This window comes from Liquorilactobacillus aquaticus DSM 21051 (assembly GCF_001436755.1).
GTDB classification, from domain to species: domain Bacteria; phylum Bacillota; class Bacilli; order Lactobacillales; family Lactobacillaceae; genus Liquorilactobacillus; species Liquorilactobacillus aquaticus.
The window spans coordinates 296,871-314,463 of sequence record NZ_AYZD01000011.1 but is presented as its reverse complement, the minus strand read 5'-3'; the positions used below and the strand labels follow the sequence as shown (position 1 = coordinate 314,463).

The following is a 17,593-nucleotide window of genomic DNA, read 5'->3' as shown; positions in this document are numbered from 1 at the left end:
CCGCGCCTTGTTTTTCTTAATCTTCTGTAACAAATGGTAAAAAGCCCATAATACGTGAGCGTTTAATTGCAATAGTTAAACGGCGCTGGTTTTTTGCGCTTGTTCCTGTTACTCGGCGTGGTAAAATCTTGCCTCGCTCTGAGATGAAACGTTTTAAAAGATCTGTATCTTTGTAATCAATATATTCAATGTGATTAGCCGCAATAAAATCTACCTTGCGACGGCGGCGACCGCCTCTACGTTGTTGTGCCATTTATTTTCCCTCCCTTTGGATTAAAATGGTAAGTCATCATCCGAGATATCTATCTGTTTTCCATTGTCTGCAAAAGGATCGACATCATTATTATTATCCTGCGCTTTTGCAGGATTGCTTTTAGCTGGACCGCCAAACAAATTATCATTGTTTGCACTAGATCCATTCTGAGAGGAAGCGGAACCTTGGTTATCATTGCCATGTTGCTGTTGATAACGTTCTGATTGTGAACGAGATTCAAGCAATGAGAAACTGTCAACAACAATCTCAGTCACATAAACACGATTACCCTGCTGGTTTTCGTATGAGCGAGTTTGAATACGACCATCTACTCCAACCAATGAACCTTTATGGGTAAAATTAGCAAAATTTTCTGCTGCTTTACGCCAAATCACACAATTAATAAAATCAGCTTCACGTTCCCCTTGCTGATTAGTAAATTGACGATTGACAGCAACCGTAAACGTTCCAACGGCCACTCCACTGCCGGTATAACGTAAATCTGGATCACGTGTTAAACGACCTACAAGTACAGCTCTATTGATCAAGATTCCGTTCCTCCTTTTTTAATTTCAAAATAATTAAGCTTCACGTTTAACTATCATGTGACGTAAGATTCCTTCGTTGATCTTAGCAAGACGATCAAATTCGTCAATTGCCTCTGCATCATCAGCCTTTACGTTAACGATATGGTAAATACCTTCTGTAAAACCACCGATTTCGTAAGCAAAACGACGCTTAGACCAGTCTTTTGAATCTACGACTTCAGCACCATTGTCTTTTAAAACTCCATCGAAACGTTCTACCAAAGCAGCTTTGGCAGCTTCATCGATAGCTGGGCTGATAATATAAGTAATTTCGTAAGTCATGACTGTTTACACCTCCTTATGGACTATTGGTTCTTATTTTTTAAGAACAAGGAAAGTAATCTAATGCTATTTCTAGTTAGATACTAACGAATAAAAATTATAACATTCAAAGATGGATAATGCAAGGGGACCCCCTGTCATCCTTACGACTATTAAGTACGCAAGTTTAACGAGGTCCCCTTGAAAAATGTTTTTTTATTTATTATTCTGTCTCTGTTTCAATTGCTTCTGCTGTCTGTTCAGGTTCCACCTTCGCCATCGTTGAAACTACTGCATCCGAATCAACTTTGATCAAATGAACCCCTAAGGTCGCACGACCTGTCTGAGAAACACTATCAATTCCAAAACGAATCATTACACCTTTATTCGTAATCAGCATTATGTCTTCTCCTCCAAGAACCGTGGTCAATCCTGCTAAGGGACCATTTTTCTCGGTTATATTGGCTGTTTTGATTCCTTTGCCGCCACGCCCTTTGATCGGATACTCTTTTGACGCCGTTTGCTTACCAAAACCTTTTTCACTGATAACAAAAACACGACTGTCTGGATACAATATGTCCGCTCCTACTACGTAATCACCTTCACGCAGACGAATTCCTCGAACTCCTGCAGCAGATCTTCCCATTGATCTTACAGCCTCTTCAGCAAAACTGACTGCATATCCTAAATGAGTCCCTATAATGATGTTACGCTCGCTGTTAGTTATCTGAACACTCATCAATTCGTCTCCGTCTTTAAGTGTAATTGCTTTAAGACCATTACTCCTTATATTCGAAAACTCGTCAACTGCCGTTCGTTTAACAATTCCCAGCCGGGTAGTGAAGAAAAGATAGTTCTTCTGATCTTCATTATTCCTCGAAACGTTGATCACTGCCTGAATTTTCTCACCTGAATCAATTCCTAAAAGATTAATAACGGGAATCCCTTTAGCAGCGCGACCATACTCTGGAATCTCATAGCCTTTCATCCGATAAACTTTCCCCATATTAGTGAAGAACAAAATGCCTTCATGTGTTGAGGTAGTAATCAAATGTTCAATAAAATCATCATCGTGAACTCCCATGCCTTGAACGCCACGGCCTCCACGACGTTGAGACTTAAATTCGCTGGTTGGTAATCTTTTAACGTATCCGTTATGCGTCAATGTAACAACAATTTCTTCTTCTTCGATCAAATCTTCATCTTCAAGACTTAAGACCTCACCAACCATTAGTTCAGTCCGGCGATCATCTCCGTACTTCTCTTGTATTTCAAGAAGTTCTTCGTATATTATCTGGTCAATACGTTCTTGATGTGCCAAAATATCTTTGTAATCAGCAATAGCTTCCATTAATCGCTGATACTCATCTTCAATCTTATCGCGTTCCAATCCAGTTAACTTAACTAACCGCATATCCAGAATTGCCTGTGCTTGCTTATCTGATAATTGATATTCATTAATCAAACGAGCTTTAGCAATCTCACCGCTTTTTGAACCCCGGATGATATTGATAATGGCATCAATATGATCAAGTGCGATCCGTAATCCTTCTAAAATATGCGCACGAGCTTGTGCCTTCTTTAACTCAAATTCAGTTCGCCGTCTGATCACAATTTCCTGATGTTTGAGATAATACTGTAAAATTTGTTTCAAGTTTAAAATCCGTGGTGTTCCATTTACAATTGCCAACATATTGAAACTGAAAGTTGTTTGCAGCAATGTCATTTTATATAGATTATTCAAAACAACAGACGCACTCATATCTTTTCGAACATCAATTGTAATCCGCAGTCCTTCACGGTCAGATTCATCTCTGATATCTGTAATTCCTTCAATTTTCTTTTCTCTAGCCAGTTCAGCTATTCGTTCAATCAGTTTTGCTTTGTTGACCATGTATGGTATTTCATGAACTACAATTACTTCTTTACCGCTCTTAAGTTCTTCAATCTCAACTTTAGCACGAAGCGTAACTGTTCCCTTACCCGTTTCATAAGCTTTTCTTATCCCAGATTTTCCTATAACAATTGCACCTGTAGGAAAATCAGGTCCTTTAATGACTTCCATTAAATCGGCTGTTGTTGCATCAGGATTATCCATTAAAATATGTAACCCTGCAATAACTTCTCGCAAATTGTGCGGTGGAATATTGGTAGTCATCCCAACAGCGATTCCTGTTGCTCCATTGACTAACAGATTAGGAAAACGTGCTGGCAAAACCTTAGGCTCACGCTCAGTTCCATCGTAATTTTCCTTAAAATCAATCGTGTTTTTATTAATATCTCGCAGCATTTCAGTCGCTATCTTACTCATTCGAGCTTCGGTGTAACGCATAGCTGCAGCGCCATCGCCATCAACTGATCCAAAATTTCCATGCCCGTCGACAAGCATATATCGATAACTGAAATCCTGTGCCATTCTGACCATTGATTCATATATTGCTGAATCGCCATGAGGGTGGTACTTCCCCATTACATCGCCGACAATTCTAGCAGATTTTTTGTATGGTTTATCTGGTGAAACACCCAATTCATTCATCCCATATAAAATGCGTCGATGTACTGGCTTCAAGCCATCACGAACATCCGGCAAAGCTCGAGCCACGATAACGCTCATAGCGTAATCCAAAAAGGACTTGCGCATAATACCAGACAAATCAGTTTTCTCCACTCGATTTGGTAATTCTACCAATATTCCTACCTCCCACTTTTAGGCCTCTTTAATCTTTTAGAAAACGGACATCACAAAAAATTTCCTGGGAAATTTTTTATACATCCAAATTTTCAACAAAGGTTGCATTCGTCTCAATAAATTCACGCCGAGGTTCTACTTTATCCCCCATTAACATGTCAAAGACTGCGTTTGCCTCTTCTGCATCGGATAAGCTGACTTGCAGAAGGCGTCTTTTATCTGGATCCATTGTTGTTTCCCACAATTGTTCTGCATCCATCTCACCCAGTCCTTTGTATCGTTGAATAGACGGTTTAGGACTTGGCTGTAATTTGCTCAGCGTTTCTTCCAGTTCTTCATCTGAATCAATATATCTAATCATTTTTCCCTGTCTAACTTGATACAACGGCGGTTGTGCTATATAAACAAAACCACTATCTATCATTGGACGCATGAAACGATAGAATAGGGTCAAAAGCAGCGTTCGAATATGTGCTCCATCAACATCTGCATCAGTCATAATGATCAACTTATGATAATTTGCTTTACTGACATCAAATTCATTGCCAAACCCTGTTCCTAGAGCCGTAAACAGCGAACGGATCTCTTCATTTGCCAGAATTCGATCTAAACTTGCTTTTTGGACATTCAAGATTTTACCTCGAATAGGCAAAATTGCTTGTGTTAGACGAGAACGCCCTTGTTTAGCTGATCCTCCCGCAGAATCACCCTCGACAATAAACAGTTCTGAAATTGCAGGATCTTTGCTTGTATTATCAGCTAGTTTCCCTGGTAGATTGCTGATTTCTAAGCCATTTTTCTTACGTGTCACTTCACGCGCTCTTTTAGCAGCAACTCGTGCTTTCGACGCAAGAATTCCCTTGTCTATTATTTTGCGTGCAACTGTAGGATTTTCCATCATAAATTTGCTAAAATGTTCTGCAAACATTCGATCCGTAACTGTCCGTGCATCAGAATTTCCTAGTTTAGTCTTTGTCTGTCCTTCAAATTGCGGATTTGGATGTTTAATGCTGACAACTGCTGTCAGACCCTCACGCACATCTTCACCCGACAGATTATCTTCGTTTTCCTTCATCAAGTTATTTTTGTGCGCATAATCATTGATGACACGCGTCAAAGCAGTCTTAAATCCTGCTTCATGCGTTCCACCTTCATAGGTGTGAATGTTATTTGTAAATGTCAGCAAATTTGAATGATAATCATTGGTGTATTGCAACGCAACTTCCACCGTAATCCCTTTTTGCTCACCTTCAACATAAATTGGTTCATCAAAAATAACTTCTTTGCCCTTGTTTAAAAACTCAATATAGTGCTTAATTCCACCTTCATAATGAAAAGTGTTATGCGTTGCTTTTTCAGGACGCAAATCACCAATCGTTATTTTCAAGCCCTTATTCAAAAAAGCTAATTCTCTTATCCTCGTTGTCAATGTTTTGATATCATAGACCGTTGTTTCTGTAAAAATGTCTGGATCCGGTAAAAAGTGAACGATGGTTCCATGCTCATGTGCCCCACAAGTTCCGATCACACGCATTTCTTTGGCAACTTTCCCACGTTGAAAATCCATTGCATAAACTTGACCATTGCGCAGAACTTTAACACTCAAACTGGTTGACAAAGCGTTAACAACCGAAGCACCTACACCATGTAAACCGCCTGAAACTTTGTAGCCTCCGCCACCAAATTTCCCACCAGCATGCAGAATCGTAAAAACTGTTTCCAAGGCTGGACGACCCGTTTTAGCTTGCATATCAACGGGAATTCCGCGACCATTATCTTTGACTGTAATACTATTGTCTTTTTCAACAGTAACATTAATTTCATCTGCAAATCCGGCCAAGGCTTCATCGATACCATTATCAATAATTTCCCAAACCAAATGATGAAGTCCTTGTGAACTGGTCGAACCAATATACATTCCTGGACGCTTTCTAACCGCTTCAAGCCCTTCAAGCACTTGAATTTGGCTCGCATCGTAGTCTTTAGCTCGTTCTTCTTTGACTTCTTCTTGCTTTTCCTTGTCTGTCAACCTTTTTTCCTCCTCAAAGCAGTTACTCAATCGTAATATAACTATTTACTTTCTTGCAAATTCACTCTTCCTTGTGTGATTCTGAATATCTTAGGATCATCGATCAATTGCCTAGTAACCTCACTCAAACTAGGTGTTGTCAAAAAAGTTTGCACCTTGTCTTGAATTGTCTTCAACAAATGTGTCTGTCTTTCTCCATCAAGCTCAGACAAAACATCATCCAAAAGCAAGATCGGATACTCTCCTGTCTCTTCTTTCATCAAGTCAATTTCAGCCAGCTTAACTGACAAGGCAGTCGTTCTTTGCTGTCCTTGTGAACCATATGTCTGTACATTCTTGGTATTGACCAAAAAACGCACATCATCCCGATGAGGTCCATACATAGTTGTTCCTTGGAAAATTTCTTTTTTACTGTTTTCAGCAAAATATTGTTTCAAACGACTATAAAGTTCGTCGACCGTTTTTCCTGAAACATCTGAAATACTTGATTCATATTTGAAAGTTAGGTTTTCTCTCGATTGTGTTATATTATTCTGAATCTTTTGCGCATACCTCTCAAGTTTACTCAAAAATTTCAAACGACGTGCGATTATTTCAGCACCAAATGCCGCTAATTGATCCGAAAGTACTCCCAACAGAACTAGATCCCCCGTTTTTTTGAACTGCAATTCCTTCAGGTATTTGTTGCGTTGTTTTAAAACCGTTCTGTACTGACTCAAATTATGCAGATAATGAGGATCTATCTGTCCAAATTCCATATCAATAAACTTTCTTCTTACGGCTGGAGCACCTTTCACAAGCGATAAGTCTTCAGGAGCAAATAAAATGACATTCATCTGGCCGACATACTGAGAAAGCCGGGCTTGCTCCAAATGATTTACTTTGGCTTTCTTTCCTTTTCTGCTCAATATCAATTCCAATTTCAGCTTTCCAAGTTTGCGTTCGATCGTTCCACAAACAGTTGCCGTGTCCTTTTTAAAAGTTAAAAGCTCGCGCTCACTGCTTGTCCGATGGCTCCTTGTCATCGCAAGAACATAGATTGCCTCAAGTAAATTTGTTTTACCTTGCGCATTCTCACCGATCAAGACATTGATTTTTGGAGAAAAAGAGAGCTCCACATCTTCATAATTACGAAAGTTTTTCAATGTCAACTCGCTTAAATACATTATTTTTCCTGCTGTTTAGAACGCATTAAAAAAGTTCCTGCATCTGGAACAACAACTTTATCTCCAGCACGCAATTTACGTCCGCGGCGTGCCTCGAGTTCGTCATTAACTAAAACTTTATTCTCTTGTAAAAACCACTTTGCTCGTCCACCTGAGTCAATAATTCCAGCAATTTTTAAAAATTGCCCTAATGTTATGTACTGCGTTTTCAAAAAAAGATCCTTTTCCAACGGACGTCACCTACCTTTAACTAGTATGTTAATTATAACCTTTTTTAATATAAAAAACAATTTTATAAAGCCCATAGAAGCCTTTAGAGACATTTTAAACCCTTTGAATGGATTTATACTTAATTAGTTTAAAATCGTTTATAAGCTAATTTAATTACAAATCAGCTTGTTTTTTCATCTAGCCGTATGCTGGGCACAAAGCCCTGTATTATCAAAAATAATTTGTTTCACTTAAGAAATAAGAATTTGCATTATATAACTAAAAGCGGCCTATTCCTAATCACGGAATAAGGCCGCTCTCGCTATTTGTTGTTACTCTGGTCTCAAATTTGAACTCTCGATCACATTTCAAAACTTTAAAGGAGTCGTGAATCTAAAAAGTTCTAACGGGTGTGATCAACTGAATAAAGTGTTCATGATCTTCACTTGGAACAAGAGTGAATGGGCGCAGAGGTTTTGTAAAGGAAACAGTTACCGTGGTTTGACCAAACGACCGCAACGCGTCCTTCATATAATCAGGATTAAATGATATTTCCAAAGTATTTCCTGTTAAATTTTGAAATTTTAAAGTTTCTTCAACATTCCCTATTTCGGGAGAATTACTGTAGATTGTCGCTTTTTGTTCAGAAACCTCCAAAGAAAGTTTCACAATATTGTTGTGGCTTTCATGAGACAGCAACGAGGCGCGTTCGATTGAAGAAAGAAATTCTACCGCATTAAATTCAATCGTTGTCTCTGAATTTTGGGGGATCAAACGTTCTGTATCCGGATAATTTCCTTCCAGTAAGCGTGAGTAAAATGATGTCTTTCCGAAAACAAAAAGAATTTGGTTTTCAGAAATTCTCAATTCCACATCACTAGAATCCTCTGGTAACATTTTGGCTAGTTCATTCAGAGATTTTCCAGGAACAATGATGTCATAGTCATTGTCCTGCTCGCTATCGATTGTAATTTTACGTTGGCTCAATCGATGACTATCGGTAGCAACAGCCATCAATTTATTATTTTTAATTACAAGATGAATACCAGTCAGAATAGGCCGACTTTCTTGATTAGAAACCGCAATAACTGTTTGGCTGATTATTTGTTTCAAAATATCGCTTGCTAAAGACAAATGCTGAGTTTCATCAATTTCAGGCAAGTGTGGATAATTATCAGCATCAAGTCCTTTGATTGTAAAGGATGCCTGACCAGAAGTTATTTCTGTTTGATAATTATCTGTTACATTGATAGTTAATACTGATTCAGGTAATTTCTTGATGATTTCACTAAAGAATCTTGCTGGTAATACTATTTTACCTGTTTCTTCAATTTGAAGTTCTGCACTATCATCATCTGCAGAGATAAATGTTTCTATTGAAATATCTGCATTACTTCCTGTCAATGTTAAACCTTGTGCTGCTAAAGTTAATTTCAATCCTGTTAGTATCGGAATTGTGGTTTTAGCTGAAATAGCTCGTTGGACATCAGTTAAGCTTTTTATGAAATTTGTTCGATTAACTGTAAATTTCATGAGAACCTCCTGTATATATTTATTAATAATAAAATCTAGTAATAGTAGTAGGGCCTGTGGAAACTGTGGGAAACTAAAAAGGGCTGTTATTTTGTAAGATATCCACATGTTGATATCCTGTGTATAAGTACGCGCTTTTATCCACATTTGTCCACAAGTGGATTATTTTTTTAACTCACCTTTTAAATCGTTGATGGCTCTTTGCATATCATTATCAGTACCTAAAGCACCAGAAATTTTTTCATGAGCATGAATTACGGTAGTATGATCTTTGCCTCCAAACTCATGTCCAATTTTTGGTAAAGAGGCATCTGTCAACTCACGTGCTAGATACATCGCGATCTGGCGCGGAATAACGATGTTTTTGACCCTCTTTTTACCCTTCAGATCACTGATAGAGATATGGTAGTATTTAGCAACTTTATCCTGAATAACTGCTATTGATATTTCATTACTTTTTCCGTTCAGCTTGAGATTTTTCAAAGCATCAGCTGCTAGACTAGTTGTGACAGGCATATGTGTCATGGATGAATATGCTTGGACACGCACAAGTGCACCTTCGAGTTCTCTAATATTCGAGTCTATCTGCCCTGCTATGTAGCTTAACGTGTCATCAGGAATAGCCAAATCATCAGCATCGGCTTTGTTTCTAAGAATGGCTATTCTTGTTTCGAGATCAGGCGGAGTTATATCGACTGAAAGCCCCCATTTGAAACGAGAAACTAAACGTTTTTGCAATTTGGGAATCTCATTTGGGAGGCGGTCTGACGAAAGTACAATCTGTTTCTTGTCATCATAAAGTGCATTAAAAGTGTGGAAGAACTCTTCTTGTGTTCCTTCCTTATCTGCAAAAAATTGGATATCGTCGACTAATAAAAGATCAACACTGCGGTATTCCTTTCGGAATTCCTCTTGACGCTTTGTTTGTATTGAATTAATAAAGTCATTTGCAAATGCTTCACTTGTGACATATTTGACTTTTGCTTGAGGATTATTTGCTAGCATCTGATGTCCGATAGCGTGCATTAAATGCGTTTTCCCCAGCCCAACACCTCCAAAAAAGAACAAAGGGTTGTACAAAGCGCCTGGTTCTTCGGCAACAACTAGCGCCGCAGCATGCGCCATTTGATTTCCTTTTCCTATAACGAAGGTATCGAATGTATACTTGTCATTCAATTTTGTTTCACGCATAAACGTCGGGCGTGAAGGATCTCTTGCGGGTGACGGATTTGTACTTGTGTATGAAGAATTGTCCAAAGGATTTGGTTCTTCTGGCAATTTAGCGACTACATCAATTTTTTGGCCTATTGAAGCAGCTATCATAGAAGTTACTTGTTTGCTTAAGTTTGCTTTCCAATAGTCTTTGTGAAGAGCAGTTGGAACTTCAAGAACTAAAGTATTGGACTTGAACTGGATGGGTTTGACGGCTTTAAGCCAAGTATTATAGCTGATAGTCGACAGTTTTTTACTGAATTCATCACAGATATATTGCCATAAGGTTTCAAGATCAGGCACAATTAAACCTCCTTTTCTGGGTTATCACTATGCTATTCTAGCATTTAATCAAAAAGTTTTCCACAGGTTTGTGTAAAACTGGTAATTTTAAATAACACCCTGTTCAAAAAGTTTTCCACAGCAAAACGCGCTAAGTGCACAACTTGTTATTTTTCGAGTTTTCCACAACGAAATGTGTTTCTTTAAGCCCTACGCATAGGCGCTAATCAGAGTTTTGCACAGGATAAAAACCGCTTGTGGAAAAAATATTCACAGCTTGTTTATTTGTGGTTAAACACTGAGGAGAAACTGTGCGTAAAAAATATGGATAGCAAGAAATCCACAGATACTGTGTGTCGATTAGGACCTTTTGTGGATAACTGTATAGAAGCTTTTTTTAAAATTGTCTTTTATTAAAAACTAAATTATGATAGGATGGTTCAGTAAGGCAACTTGACAGAAATAGTTTTTTTTAGTAAAATTCTGATTACGATTGTTGAGTATGCTTATTGGATTAAGGAGGTGTTGAATCCTATGAAGAGAACTTACCAGCCAAAGAAGCGTCATCGTTCAAGAGTACATGGTTTCCGCAAACGTATGAGTACAAGTAACGGTCGTAATGTTTTAGCACGTAGACGCCGTAAAGGTAGAAAAGTATTGTCTGCATAGACCACTGACCGTCAGTGGTCTTTTCTTTATTTGAAGACTTTTACAAGGCACTTGGAGATGTATTATGCGAAAATCATACCGTGTCAAGAAAGAAGCGGAGTTTCAAAAAGTATTTGTGCAGGGAAAGTCATGTGCTAATCGACAGTTTGTCGTTTATATGATTGAAAAACCACAGCAGGCTCATTTTAGAGTTGGAATTTCGGTGGGTAAAAAAATTGGGAATGCCGTTGCTAGAAATTGGGTGAAACGTCGTATAAGGCAAAGCTTGACAGAACTTAAGCCGCAATTGAAACAAGATTGCGACTTTATTGTTATTGCTCGTCCTGCCGTTTCTGGGTTGTCAATGGCTGAAACAAAGCAGCATTTAATACATGTTTTGCGCTTGGCCCATGTATTGAAAAAAGATTAGAAGATGTTTAAAGTGAGGGAAGTGCAGTGAAGAAAGCAAAGCGGATCGGCATGCTGTTTAGTGCTGGCATGATAATGTTCTTTTTAGCTGGTTGTAGCAGATCAACTGTGACACAAAATAGTTCCGGTATTTGGGATCACTATATTATTTGGAACTTTATTAAAGCTATTCAGTTTTTAAGTAGGGTGTTCGGTGACAGTTATGGCTGGGGGATTATTGTATTTACGATCATCGTTCGTGTCATTCTTTTGCCGCTAATGTTTTATCAGACAAAAAGCATGCGCAAGACGTCTGAATTACAACCAAAACTAAAAAAGTTGCAGAAAAAATATTCTGCTAAAGATAGCGAAACACAAAGCAAGTTACGTGAAGAACAGCAGAAATTATATGCAGAAGCTGGGGTAAATCCAGTAGCTGGCTGCTTGCCGATTTTAGTGCAAATGCCTATTTTATTGGCTTTGTATCAAGCTATTTTAAGATCGCAGGTCTTGAAAACAGGATCATTCTTATGGATGCAGCTTGGTGATCGTGATCCATACTTTGTCTTACCTATCCTTGCAGCTATCTTTACCTTTGGTACATCTAAGTTGAGCGTGATGTCACAACCGGAGCAAAATGGAATGACAGCTGCCATGACTTATGGAATGCCAGCAATTATTCTTTTTTCTGCGATCAGTTTGCCTTCAGCCCTCTCGCTTTACTGGGTTATTACAAATGCTTTCTCAGTCGGGCAAACAATGCTCATCAATAATCCGTTCAAAATCAATAAAGAACGTGAAGAGAAGAAAAAAGCAGAGAAAGCAAGAAAAAGAGCGCTTGAAAAAGCAAAACGAAAAGCTTACAGAAGTAAGAAAAAGTAATAGTATTCATGTGTTGATTAATTGATCTCTGTGATTCAATTATGAATACATACTAATAAAACAAAGACAGCTTATTTCCTAGGAAATAAGCTGTCTTTGTTTTTGTTTGGGGATACTTACCAGATATTAACACGTTTTGAAGGCTCTAAGTACATACCATCTTCTGGCTGAATATTGAATGTTTTATAGAAATCACCTAAGTTTTGAGGCTGGATATTGGCTCGCAACTCATGGGGCGCATGGACATCAATTGCTAAAAGTAATTTTTGACGTTCTAGCGAGGATTTCATGCACCAGACCCGTGCCCAGTTATAAAAGAAGCTTTTCAGGTCAACATCAGATTCGTTTTTAGCAGCTTCTAAGGCACAACTTAACCCACCAGCATCAGCAATGTTTTCTGAGACAACTAGTTTCCCATTAACATTTCCAGCAGGTGTTTTTAGCCCATCGAATTCTTCAATCATTTTTTGAGATAATTTATTGAAGTACTCGAGATCGTGTTTGGTCCACCAATTATGGAGATTACCTAATTCATCGAAGTGTGCACCATTATTATCAAAAGCATGTGAAATTTCGTGTGCGATAACTGCACCGATGCCGCCATAGTTTTCACTTGCCGACTGTTCAAAGCTATAAAATGGAGCCTGGAGGATGGCAGCTGGGAACACAATAACATTGTATGAAGGGTTATAATACGCATTGACTGTGTGAGCACTCATTTCCCATCGGGTCCGATCTACAGGCTTGTTCCACTTGCCATAATGTTCTTTCAGCGCGATTTGATCAAAGGCGAGACTGTTTTCTAATAAGGAACCTGTCTTAACCTTGAATTTTTTATACAACGGATCAAGTTTATCTGGATAACCAACTTGAATACCGAGTTTTTCGAGTTTGACAACAGCTTTTTCACGGGTGTCCTTGCTCAGCCAACTATTAGTGGAAAGCCGCTTTTTATAAATATCAGTCATTTTTTTGACCATTGCTGTTACGTCTTTTTTAGCAGCTTCGCCAAAGTACTTATGCGCGTAATATAAACCAACAACTTGGTCGAATTGTGAAGTTGCTAGATAATAAGCACTTTTAGTTGGATTCATAGGTTCTTTACTGCCTGAAATTGTGCGAGAATAAGTTCCGGCAATTATTCGTATTTTATCAGAGAGGTAAGGGCTAATGGATAAAATTGTTTTTGTTAAGAGCCAGCTCTTCATATTGGAAAAAGTCTCTTCGTTAACGAGATCATTCAATGCAGCATAATACTTTGGCTCACTGACAATAACCTGATCGGGTTCGTGACCGAGTAAGGTTGTGAGATAGTTTTGAATGTCAAAATGCTGATTACAGTTTGCAAAATCTTGCAGGCTATATTTATTATATGACTTGACATAATCAGCCAATTCAGTGCTGTCCTTAACATGGGAAACTAAGGATTTATCAAACGCTAATGCCCCAGCGATCGTTTTTTGAACAAACTCCTTTGAATAGCCGGCAAGTTCTAGTAATTTCGTTAACATTGCGGAATAAATTTGCAATAATTTTTTAGATGATGGATTCTCTGGAGAATAGTATGTTTTGTCAGGAAGAATAAGATTTGGGACGCCCGCATATAGTGCATAAAGTTGTGTGTTTTTCATATCTGGTTCGACATAGAGAGGAATTGGGGAAGAATATCCAGCTAAGGTTAGGTCTGTTAGTTGTTTTTCCCAATCTGACAAGCTTTTTAAATTCTCAATTCTTTTCAGATATGAACGAGCGGGGTCGAAACCAGCGGTATCCCGCTTGGAAAAGTCTGTTGCCAAGCTGTAATATTTTAAGAATTCGGTCAAATATGGATTATCTGAATTAAGCTCACCACTACTTAGTTGGTTAAAGTCACGCATTAAGGTCTTTTCGATGTTGTCTGCTAGATCTGCGAAACCTCCAGTCAAAGGTTTATCTGCGGGAATTTTTGCAGTTTTGAGCCACTCACCATTGACAGCCATGTATAAGTTGTCTTTGATTAAAGATTCTTTTACCTTTTTACTCATGTTAAAACCCCTTTGTTATAATATATTTTTTATTGTAATTCAAAATTATTTGAGATAAAAGCTTAGTAGTTGACCAGAAAAGAGCCATGACAAAACAAAAAATTTGTCACAGCTCCAGGACTAAAGCATAAATATTTCTGGATTTAGATTTATGCGCAATTGTAATTAATAATTACGCATAAATGTCATGCTATTACAGAGTTGGGGAGTTGTCAAAACTCAACTTTATCAGGATCAGGGGCATAACCCACTATTCCATCAAGCTTATTTATGGTCTCCATGTCTTGATCAGATAATTCAAAGTCAAAAAGATGTGAGTTTTCTTCAATGCGGTCCTCATGGATTGATTTTGGTAAAGGCAAAAATCCTTGCTGAAGAGACCATCTAAGACATATTTGGGCTATGGTTCGGTCATTTTTTTCTGCAAGAGCTTTCATTGTGTTATCAGAGAAAATTTTACCTGTACCTAAGGGACTGTATGCTTCTAGTAGGATATTTTTGCTGCGACAGTAATCGATCGTGTCTTTGTCTACATCTCCTGGACAAATTCGAATCTGATTGACCATTGGCGCAGTATGTTGAGTTTTCTCCAATATTTCAAAATGCCTTTTTTTAAAGTTAGAAACCCCAATCGCTTTGAGCTTTCCTTCATCATAAGCATCTTCAAGTGCACGCCAAGTATCTTGCAAATGTTCTTTCCAGTGTGCATCACGAGCTGGTTTTGGATTAGGCCAGTGAATCAAAAACAGATCGAGGTAATCAACTTGGAGATCTTTGAGTGATTTGTCAATAGCATCTCTTGCCGCTTCATAACTGTGTGCGTGATTGTTCAGTTTACTCGTTACAAAAAGTGTTCTGCGAGATATGCCGCTTTCTCTAATGGCTTTCCCAACGCTTTTTTCATTGCCATACATCTCAGCAGTGTCTATATGACGGTAACCTGATGATAATGCTGATTTAACAGCAATGACTGCAAGTGGACCATCTTGGGTCTGCCAGGTTCCAAAACCAACAATTGGGATTTTTGAGCCGTTGCTTAGTGTGTAAGTGTCAATTAAACTCTTCATCGAAAAACCTCGCTTTTAATTGATTTAAAATACAAAGTATATTCTACTACAATCCGCATAAAAATGTTTGAATCCAAATGTTTGAGAACAAAATCGCAATAACGCATCTTTAAGGGATAATCTAAAGAATAAAATGCTATAATGTCTAATATGTGGCAATTATGGGTAATTGAGCATGAGGAGCAGCTTTTTACTGCAGTAATATTAGTTAGGGGGGAATGATAGTGTCTAGATATAAAGGTTGGACAGTTTCAGAGGCCATTGATAACGGGCTAACTATTCTGCATAAAACTAGGAATGATGTTAAAATAACAGTTTTATCAGCTGGGAAAAAGGGTTTTCTTGGAATAGGTAAAAAGCAAGCTGAAGTTGAAATCGAGCTCAACCCAAAGCTCCAAAAGAAGAAAAAAACAGAAAAAAAAGCTTGTCGAACTGTTAGAACGAATGCACAGCAACAGAAGGAAGAAAGTGTTCCAAAAAGAATAAACAGTAAAAGCAGCGAAAAAGATGTTATTATTCGCCAGTTAGGGTATTATTTAGCTGATATTACAGAAAAAATGGGGATAGAAACTTCTATTACTGTCGATCAAGTGTCTCGCAACGTTGTTTATAATTTCAATACTGAACAAGAGGGTGCGCTTATTGGAAAACATGGGCGGATCTTGAATGCTTTACAAGTTTTAGCACAAAATTATTTAGAACAGCGAAATTGCTCAAAAATGAGACTTACGCTGGACGTTGGAGAATATCGTGAAAAGCGGAAGCAAACATTGGAGAGACTGGCTCAAAATGTTGCACGGGATGCAGTGATGCACAAGAAAACAGTTTATCTGGATGCAATGCCATCATTTGAAAGAAAAATAATTCATGCAACTTTAGCGCATGATAAGCGTGTGATAACGCACTCACGCGGAAGTGAACCACGTCGTTATGTTATTGTCGAACCATTGAAATAACTTCATAGTAGTGAACTGAAATCTTTAGAAAATAGGAGAGATTCACCATGGGATTAGAGCACGTACCGAATAAATTAGATGATGAATTATGTTTTGCTATTTATACTGCACAAAAAATATATAATAAGTTTTACGCTGGAGCTCTTAAAGAATACAAACTAACATATCCGCAATATATCACTCTATTGGCTTTATGGGAGACAGGGGAGCCGATGATGATCAAGGAGTTAGGAGCGAAACTGAATTTAGATAATGGAACATTGACACCTCTTTTGAAACGGATGGAGAAAGATGGTTGGATCGAACGTAATCATAGTCTTGAAGATGCAAGAAAAGTTTTTATTTGTTTGACAAAAAAAGCCAAGCAAAAAAAATGTGAAATAAAGAATAAAATGACTTCTTGTTTTGCTGCGGTCGACATGACAGCGAGTGAATACAGAAAAGACGTCGAGCTTATTAAAACCATTGGAAAAAGTATTGAGGATGGAAATACGAAGTAAGCACAGATGGAATTAACCACTGAAGTATACTAATGTGGATGGATATTACAAGAGAAGTATAACCAGGCTGACTATTGGAACACGTTAGAGGCATAATGTAGAATTAAAACAAAGAGGCTGTGACATAACTAGCCTCTGTATAAGCAAATAGGACGAGAAACCAAAATTCGGTTTCTCGTCCTATTTGCTTAAGTCTTTGATTTTTTAAGCTGGCCCCTAACGTGACCAGTTTCATGATATTTAATGCCATGACGACGATGCCGGCTTCCTTGGTGACCTTCTCAAAGCCACGCACCGAGAAGCGATTAAAACGCAAAGAAGCCTTCATCTTACCAAAAATCGGTTCAATGTCGATCTTGCGTTGACCATAGATTACTTGTTGGGCTTGATGTTCACGCATTTTGTCACGCCGCTCGTCAAGTTTTCATTTTTGAGATTTAATGGTACGACATTGCTGTTTGGCTGGGTTCGGTGAGACCTGCTTCGTGGCTTCAGCGGTTTCGTTCAATACCACTAAGTGGTCCTCAACTTTGCTGATCATCGTGTCTATCAATTCAGGAGTTAAATTCGAACCGGCCGGGACTTCATCGACAATTTTAGCTTCATGTAGTTCGCCTAAAAGTTTCACTAATTTTTTTCGATTCATTTGATCAAAGCGAATTGTATTCTTCTTCCAAACAAAACTATATTTGTTCGCATCAGCTAAAATCTTTGTCCCATCAATAAAAGATACATCGTCAACCATGCCATTTTGACGGAGATCAACCAACTAGCTGGCTTGTTTTCACGGGCAAAGCGTTCAATTTTTCGACTACTGAAAATGCCGTAACTGTACGCCAAAAGAACCAGTTTTACCATGGCACCGAGGTTGTATTCCCGTGGGCGA

General features: G+C 38.2%; 16 protein-coding genes and 1 pseudogene. 5 read left to right on the top strand and 12 right to left on the bottom strand.

The window, feature by feature from the left end:
• Nucleotides 1–16: 16 nt before the first annotated feature.
• From rpsR to dnaA, 9 genes are all read right to left on the bottom strand, one after another.
• Nucleotides 17–253 carry a 30S ribosomal protein S18 gene (gene rpsR / locus FC19_RS03250; RefSeq protein WP_057875558.1) on the bottom strand — a complete coding sequence of 79 codons (237 nt, stop codon included), beginning with the start codon at nt 251–253 and terminating at the stop codon, nt 17–19.
• A 20-nt stretch (nt 254–273) separates the two neighbouring features.
• Nucleotides 274–801 carry a single-stranded DNA-binding protein gene (gene ssb / locus FC19_RS03245; RefSeq protein ID WP_057875557.1) on the bottom strand — a complete coding sequence of 176 codons (528 nt, stop codon included), beginning with the start codon at nt 799–801 and terminating at the stop codon, nt 274–276.
• 33 nt (nt 802–834) lie between these two features.
• Nucleotides 835–1,122: a 30S ribosomal protein S6 gene (rpsF, locus tag FC19_RS03240; protein ID WP_057875556.1), complete on the bottom strand. Its 288-nt coding sequence runs from the start codon at nt 1,120–1,122 to the stop codon at nt 835–837.
• A gap of 202 nt (nt 1,123–1,324) precedes the next feature.
• Nucleotides 1,325–3,790, bottom strand: coding sequence for a DNA gyrase subunit A (gyrA, locus tag FC19_RS03235; RefSeq protein ID WP_057875555.1), 2,466 nt, complete (start codon nt 3,788–3,790; stop codon nt 1,325–1,327).
• 76 nt (nt 3,791–3,866) lie between these two features.
• Nucleotides 3,867–5,819, bottom strand: a complete 1,953-nt coding sequence (gene gyrB, locus FC19_RS03230) for a DNA topoisomerase (ATP-hydrolyzing) subunit B (RefSeq protein WP_057875554.1) — start codon at nt 5,817–5,819, stop codon at nt 3,867–3,869.
• A gap of 41 nt (nt 5,820–5,860) precedes the next feature.
• Nucleotides 5,861–6,985 (bottom strand): DNA replication/repair protein RecF, encoded by a 1,125-nt coding sequence (gene recF / locus FC19_RS03225; RefSeq protein WP_057875553.1) that lies wholly within the window; start codon nt 6,983–6,985, stop codon nt 5,861–5,863.
• Entirely contained in the window at nt 6,985–7,215 is a 231-nt protein-coding gene (gene yaaA, locus FC19_RS03220) for a S4 domain-containing protein YaaA (protein ID WP_057875552.1), read from the bottom strand. The genes recF and yaaA overlap by 1 nt, the downstream gene beginning before the upstream one ends.
• A gap of 373 nt (nt 7,216–7,588) precedes the next feature.
• Nucleotides 7,589–8,728: a DNA polymerase III subunit beta gene (gene dnaN, locus FC19_RS03215; RefSeq protein WP_057875551.1), complete on the bottom strand. Its 1,140-nt coding sequence runs from the start codon at nt 8,726–8,728 to the stop codon at nt 7,589–7,591.
• Nucleotides 8,729–8,890: 162 nt separating this feature from the next.
• Nucleotides 8,891–10,243 carry a chromosomal replication initiator protein DnaA gene (dnaA, locus tag FC19_RS03210; protein WP_057875550.1) on the bottom strand — a complete coding sequence of 451 codons (1,353 nt, stop codon included), beginning with the start codon at nt 10,241–10,243 and terminating at the stop codon, nt 8,891–8,893.
• Between the two features lie 513 nt (nt 10,244–10,756).
• Between dnaA and rpmH the strand changes: the two genes are divergently transcribed.
• The 3 genes from rpmH to yidC all read left to right on the top strand — a co-directional run bounded on the left by rpmH (nt 10,757) and on the right by yidC (nt 12,160).
• Complete coding sequence (gene rpmH, locus FC19_RS03205) at nt 10,757–10,891, top strand: 50S ribosomal protein L34 (RefSeq protein ID WP_057743847.1); 135 nt, start codon at nt 10,757–10,759, stop codon at nt 10,889–10,891.
• Nucleotides 10,892–10,955: 64 nt separating this feature from the next.
• Entirely contained in the window at nt 10,956–11,300 is a 345-nt protein-coding gene (rnpA, locus tag FC19_RS03200; protein WP_057875549.1) for a ribonuclease P protein component, read from the top strand.
• Nucleotides 11,301–11,326: 26 nt separating this feature from the next.
• The gene (gene yidC / locus FC19_RS03195; RefSeq protein WP_057875548.1) at nt 11,327–12,160 is read left to right on the top strand and encodes a membrane protein insertase YidC; all 834 of its coding nucleotides are present in this window, start codon (nt 11,327–11,329) and stop codon (nt 12,158–12,160) included.
• Nucleotides 12,161–12,276: 116 nt separating this feature from the next.
• Here yidC and FC19_RS03190 read toward each other — a convergent pair whose 3' ends face one another.
• Together FC19_RS03190 and FC19_RS03185 are read right to left on the bottom strand one after the other, a co-directional pair.
• Entirely contained in the window at nt 12,277–14,184 is a 1,908-nt protein-coding gene (locus FC19_RS03190; RefSeq protein WP_057875547.1) for a M13 family metallopeptidase, read from the bottom strand.
• 212 nt (nt 14,185–14,396) lie between these two features.
• A complete protein-coding gene (locus FC19_RS03185; RefSeq protein ID WP_057875546.1) occupies nt 14,397–15,251 on the bottom strand; it encodes an aldo/keto reductase in 855 nt (284 codons plus the stop codon).
• Nucleotides 15,252–15,475: 224 nt separating this feature from the next.
• Between FC19_RS03185 and jag the strand changes: the two genes are divergently transcribed.
• Both jag and FC19_RS03175 read left to right on the top strand, forming a co-directional pair.
• Nucleotides 15,476–16,207, top strand: coding sequence for an RNA-binding cell elongation regulator Jag/EloR (jag, locus tag FC19_RS03180; protein WP_057875545.1), 732 nt, complete (start codon nt 15,476–15,478; stop codon nt 16,205–16,207).
• Nucleotides 16,208–16,254: 47 nt separating this feature from the next.
• On the top strand, nt 16,255–16,707 hold the full coding sequence (locus FC19_RS03175) for a MarR family winged helix-turn-helix transcriptional regulator (RefSeq protein WP_057875544.1): 453 nt from the start codon (nt 16,255–16,257) through the stop codon (nt 16,705–16,707).
• A 103-nt stretch (nt 16,708–16,810) separates the two neighbouring features.
• Here FC19_RS03175 and FC19_RS03170 read toward each other — a convergent pair.
• Nucleotides 16,811–17,593: pseudogene (locus FC19_RS03170) on the bottom strand (transposase); the annotation flags it as partial.

Excerpts from the sequence above, each read along its gene's own strand:
- dnaN (WP_057875551.1), bottom strand. The coding sequence starts at position 8,728 with ATGAAATTTACAGTTAATCGAACAAATTTCATAAAAAGCTTAACTGAT.
- FC19_RS03185 (WP_057875546.1), bottom strand. The coding sequence starts at position 15,251 with ATGAAGAGTTTAATTGACACTTACACACTAAGCAACGGCTCAAAAATC.
- recF (WP_057875553.1), bottom strand. The coding sequence starts at position 6,985 with ATGTATTTAAGCGAGTTGACATTGAAAAACTTTCGTAATTATGAAGAT.
- rpsF (WP_057875556.1), bottom strand. The coding sequence starts at position 1,122 with ATGACTTACGAAATTACTTATATTATCAGCCCAGCTATCGATGAAGCT.
- rnpA (WP_057875549.1), top strand. The coding sequence starts at position 10,956 with ATGCGAAAATCATACCGTGTCAAGAAAGAAGCGGAGTTTCAAAAAGTA.
- FC19_RS03190 (WP_057875547.1), bottom strand. The coding sequence starts at position 14,184 with ATGAGTAAAAAGGTAAAAGAATCTTTAATCAAAGACAACTTATACATG.
- rpsR (WP_057875558.1), bottom strand. The coding sequence starts at position 253 with ATGGCACAACAACGTAGAGGCGGTCGCCGCCGTCGCAAGGTAGATTTT.
- rpmH (WP_057743847.1), top strand. The coding sequence starts at position 10,757 with ATGAAGAGAACTTACCAGCCAAAGAAGCGTCATCGTTCAAGAGTACAT.
- FC19_RS03175 (WP_057875544.1), top strand. The coding sequence starts at position 16,255 with ATGGGATTAGAGCACGTACCGAATAAATTAGATGATGAATTATGTTTT.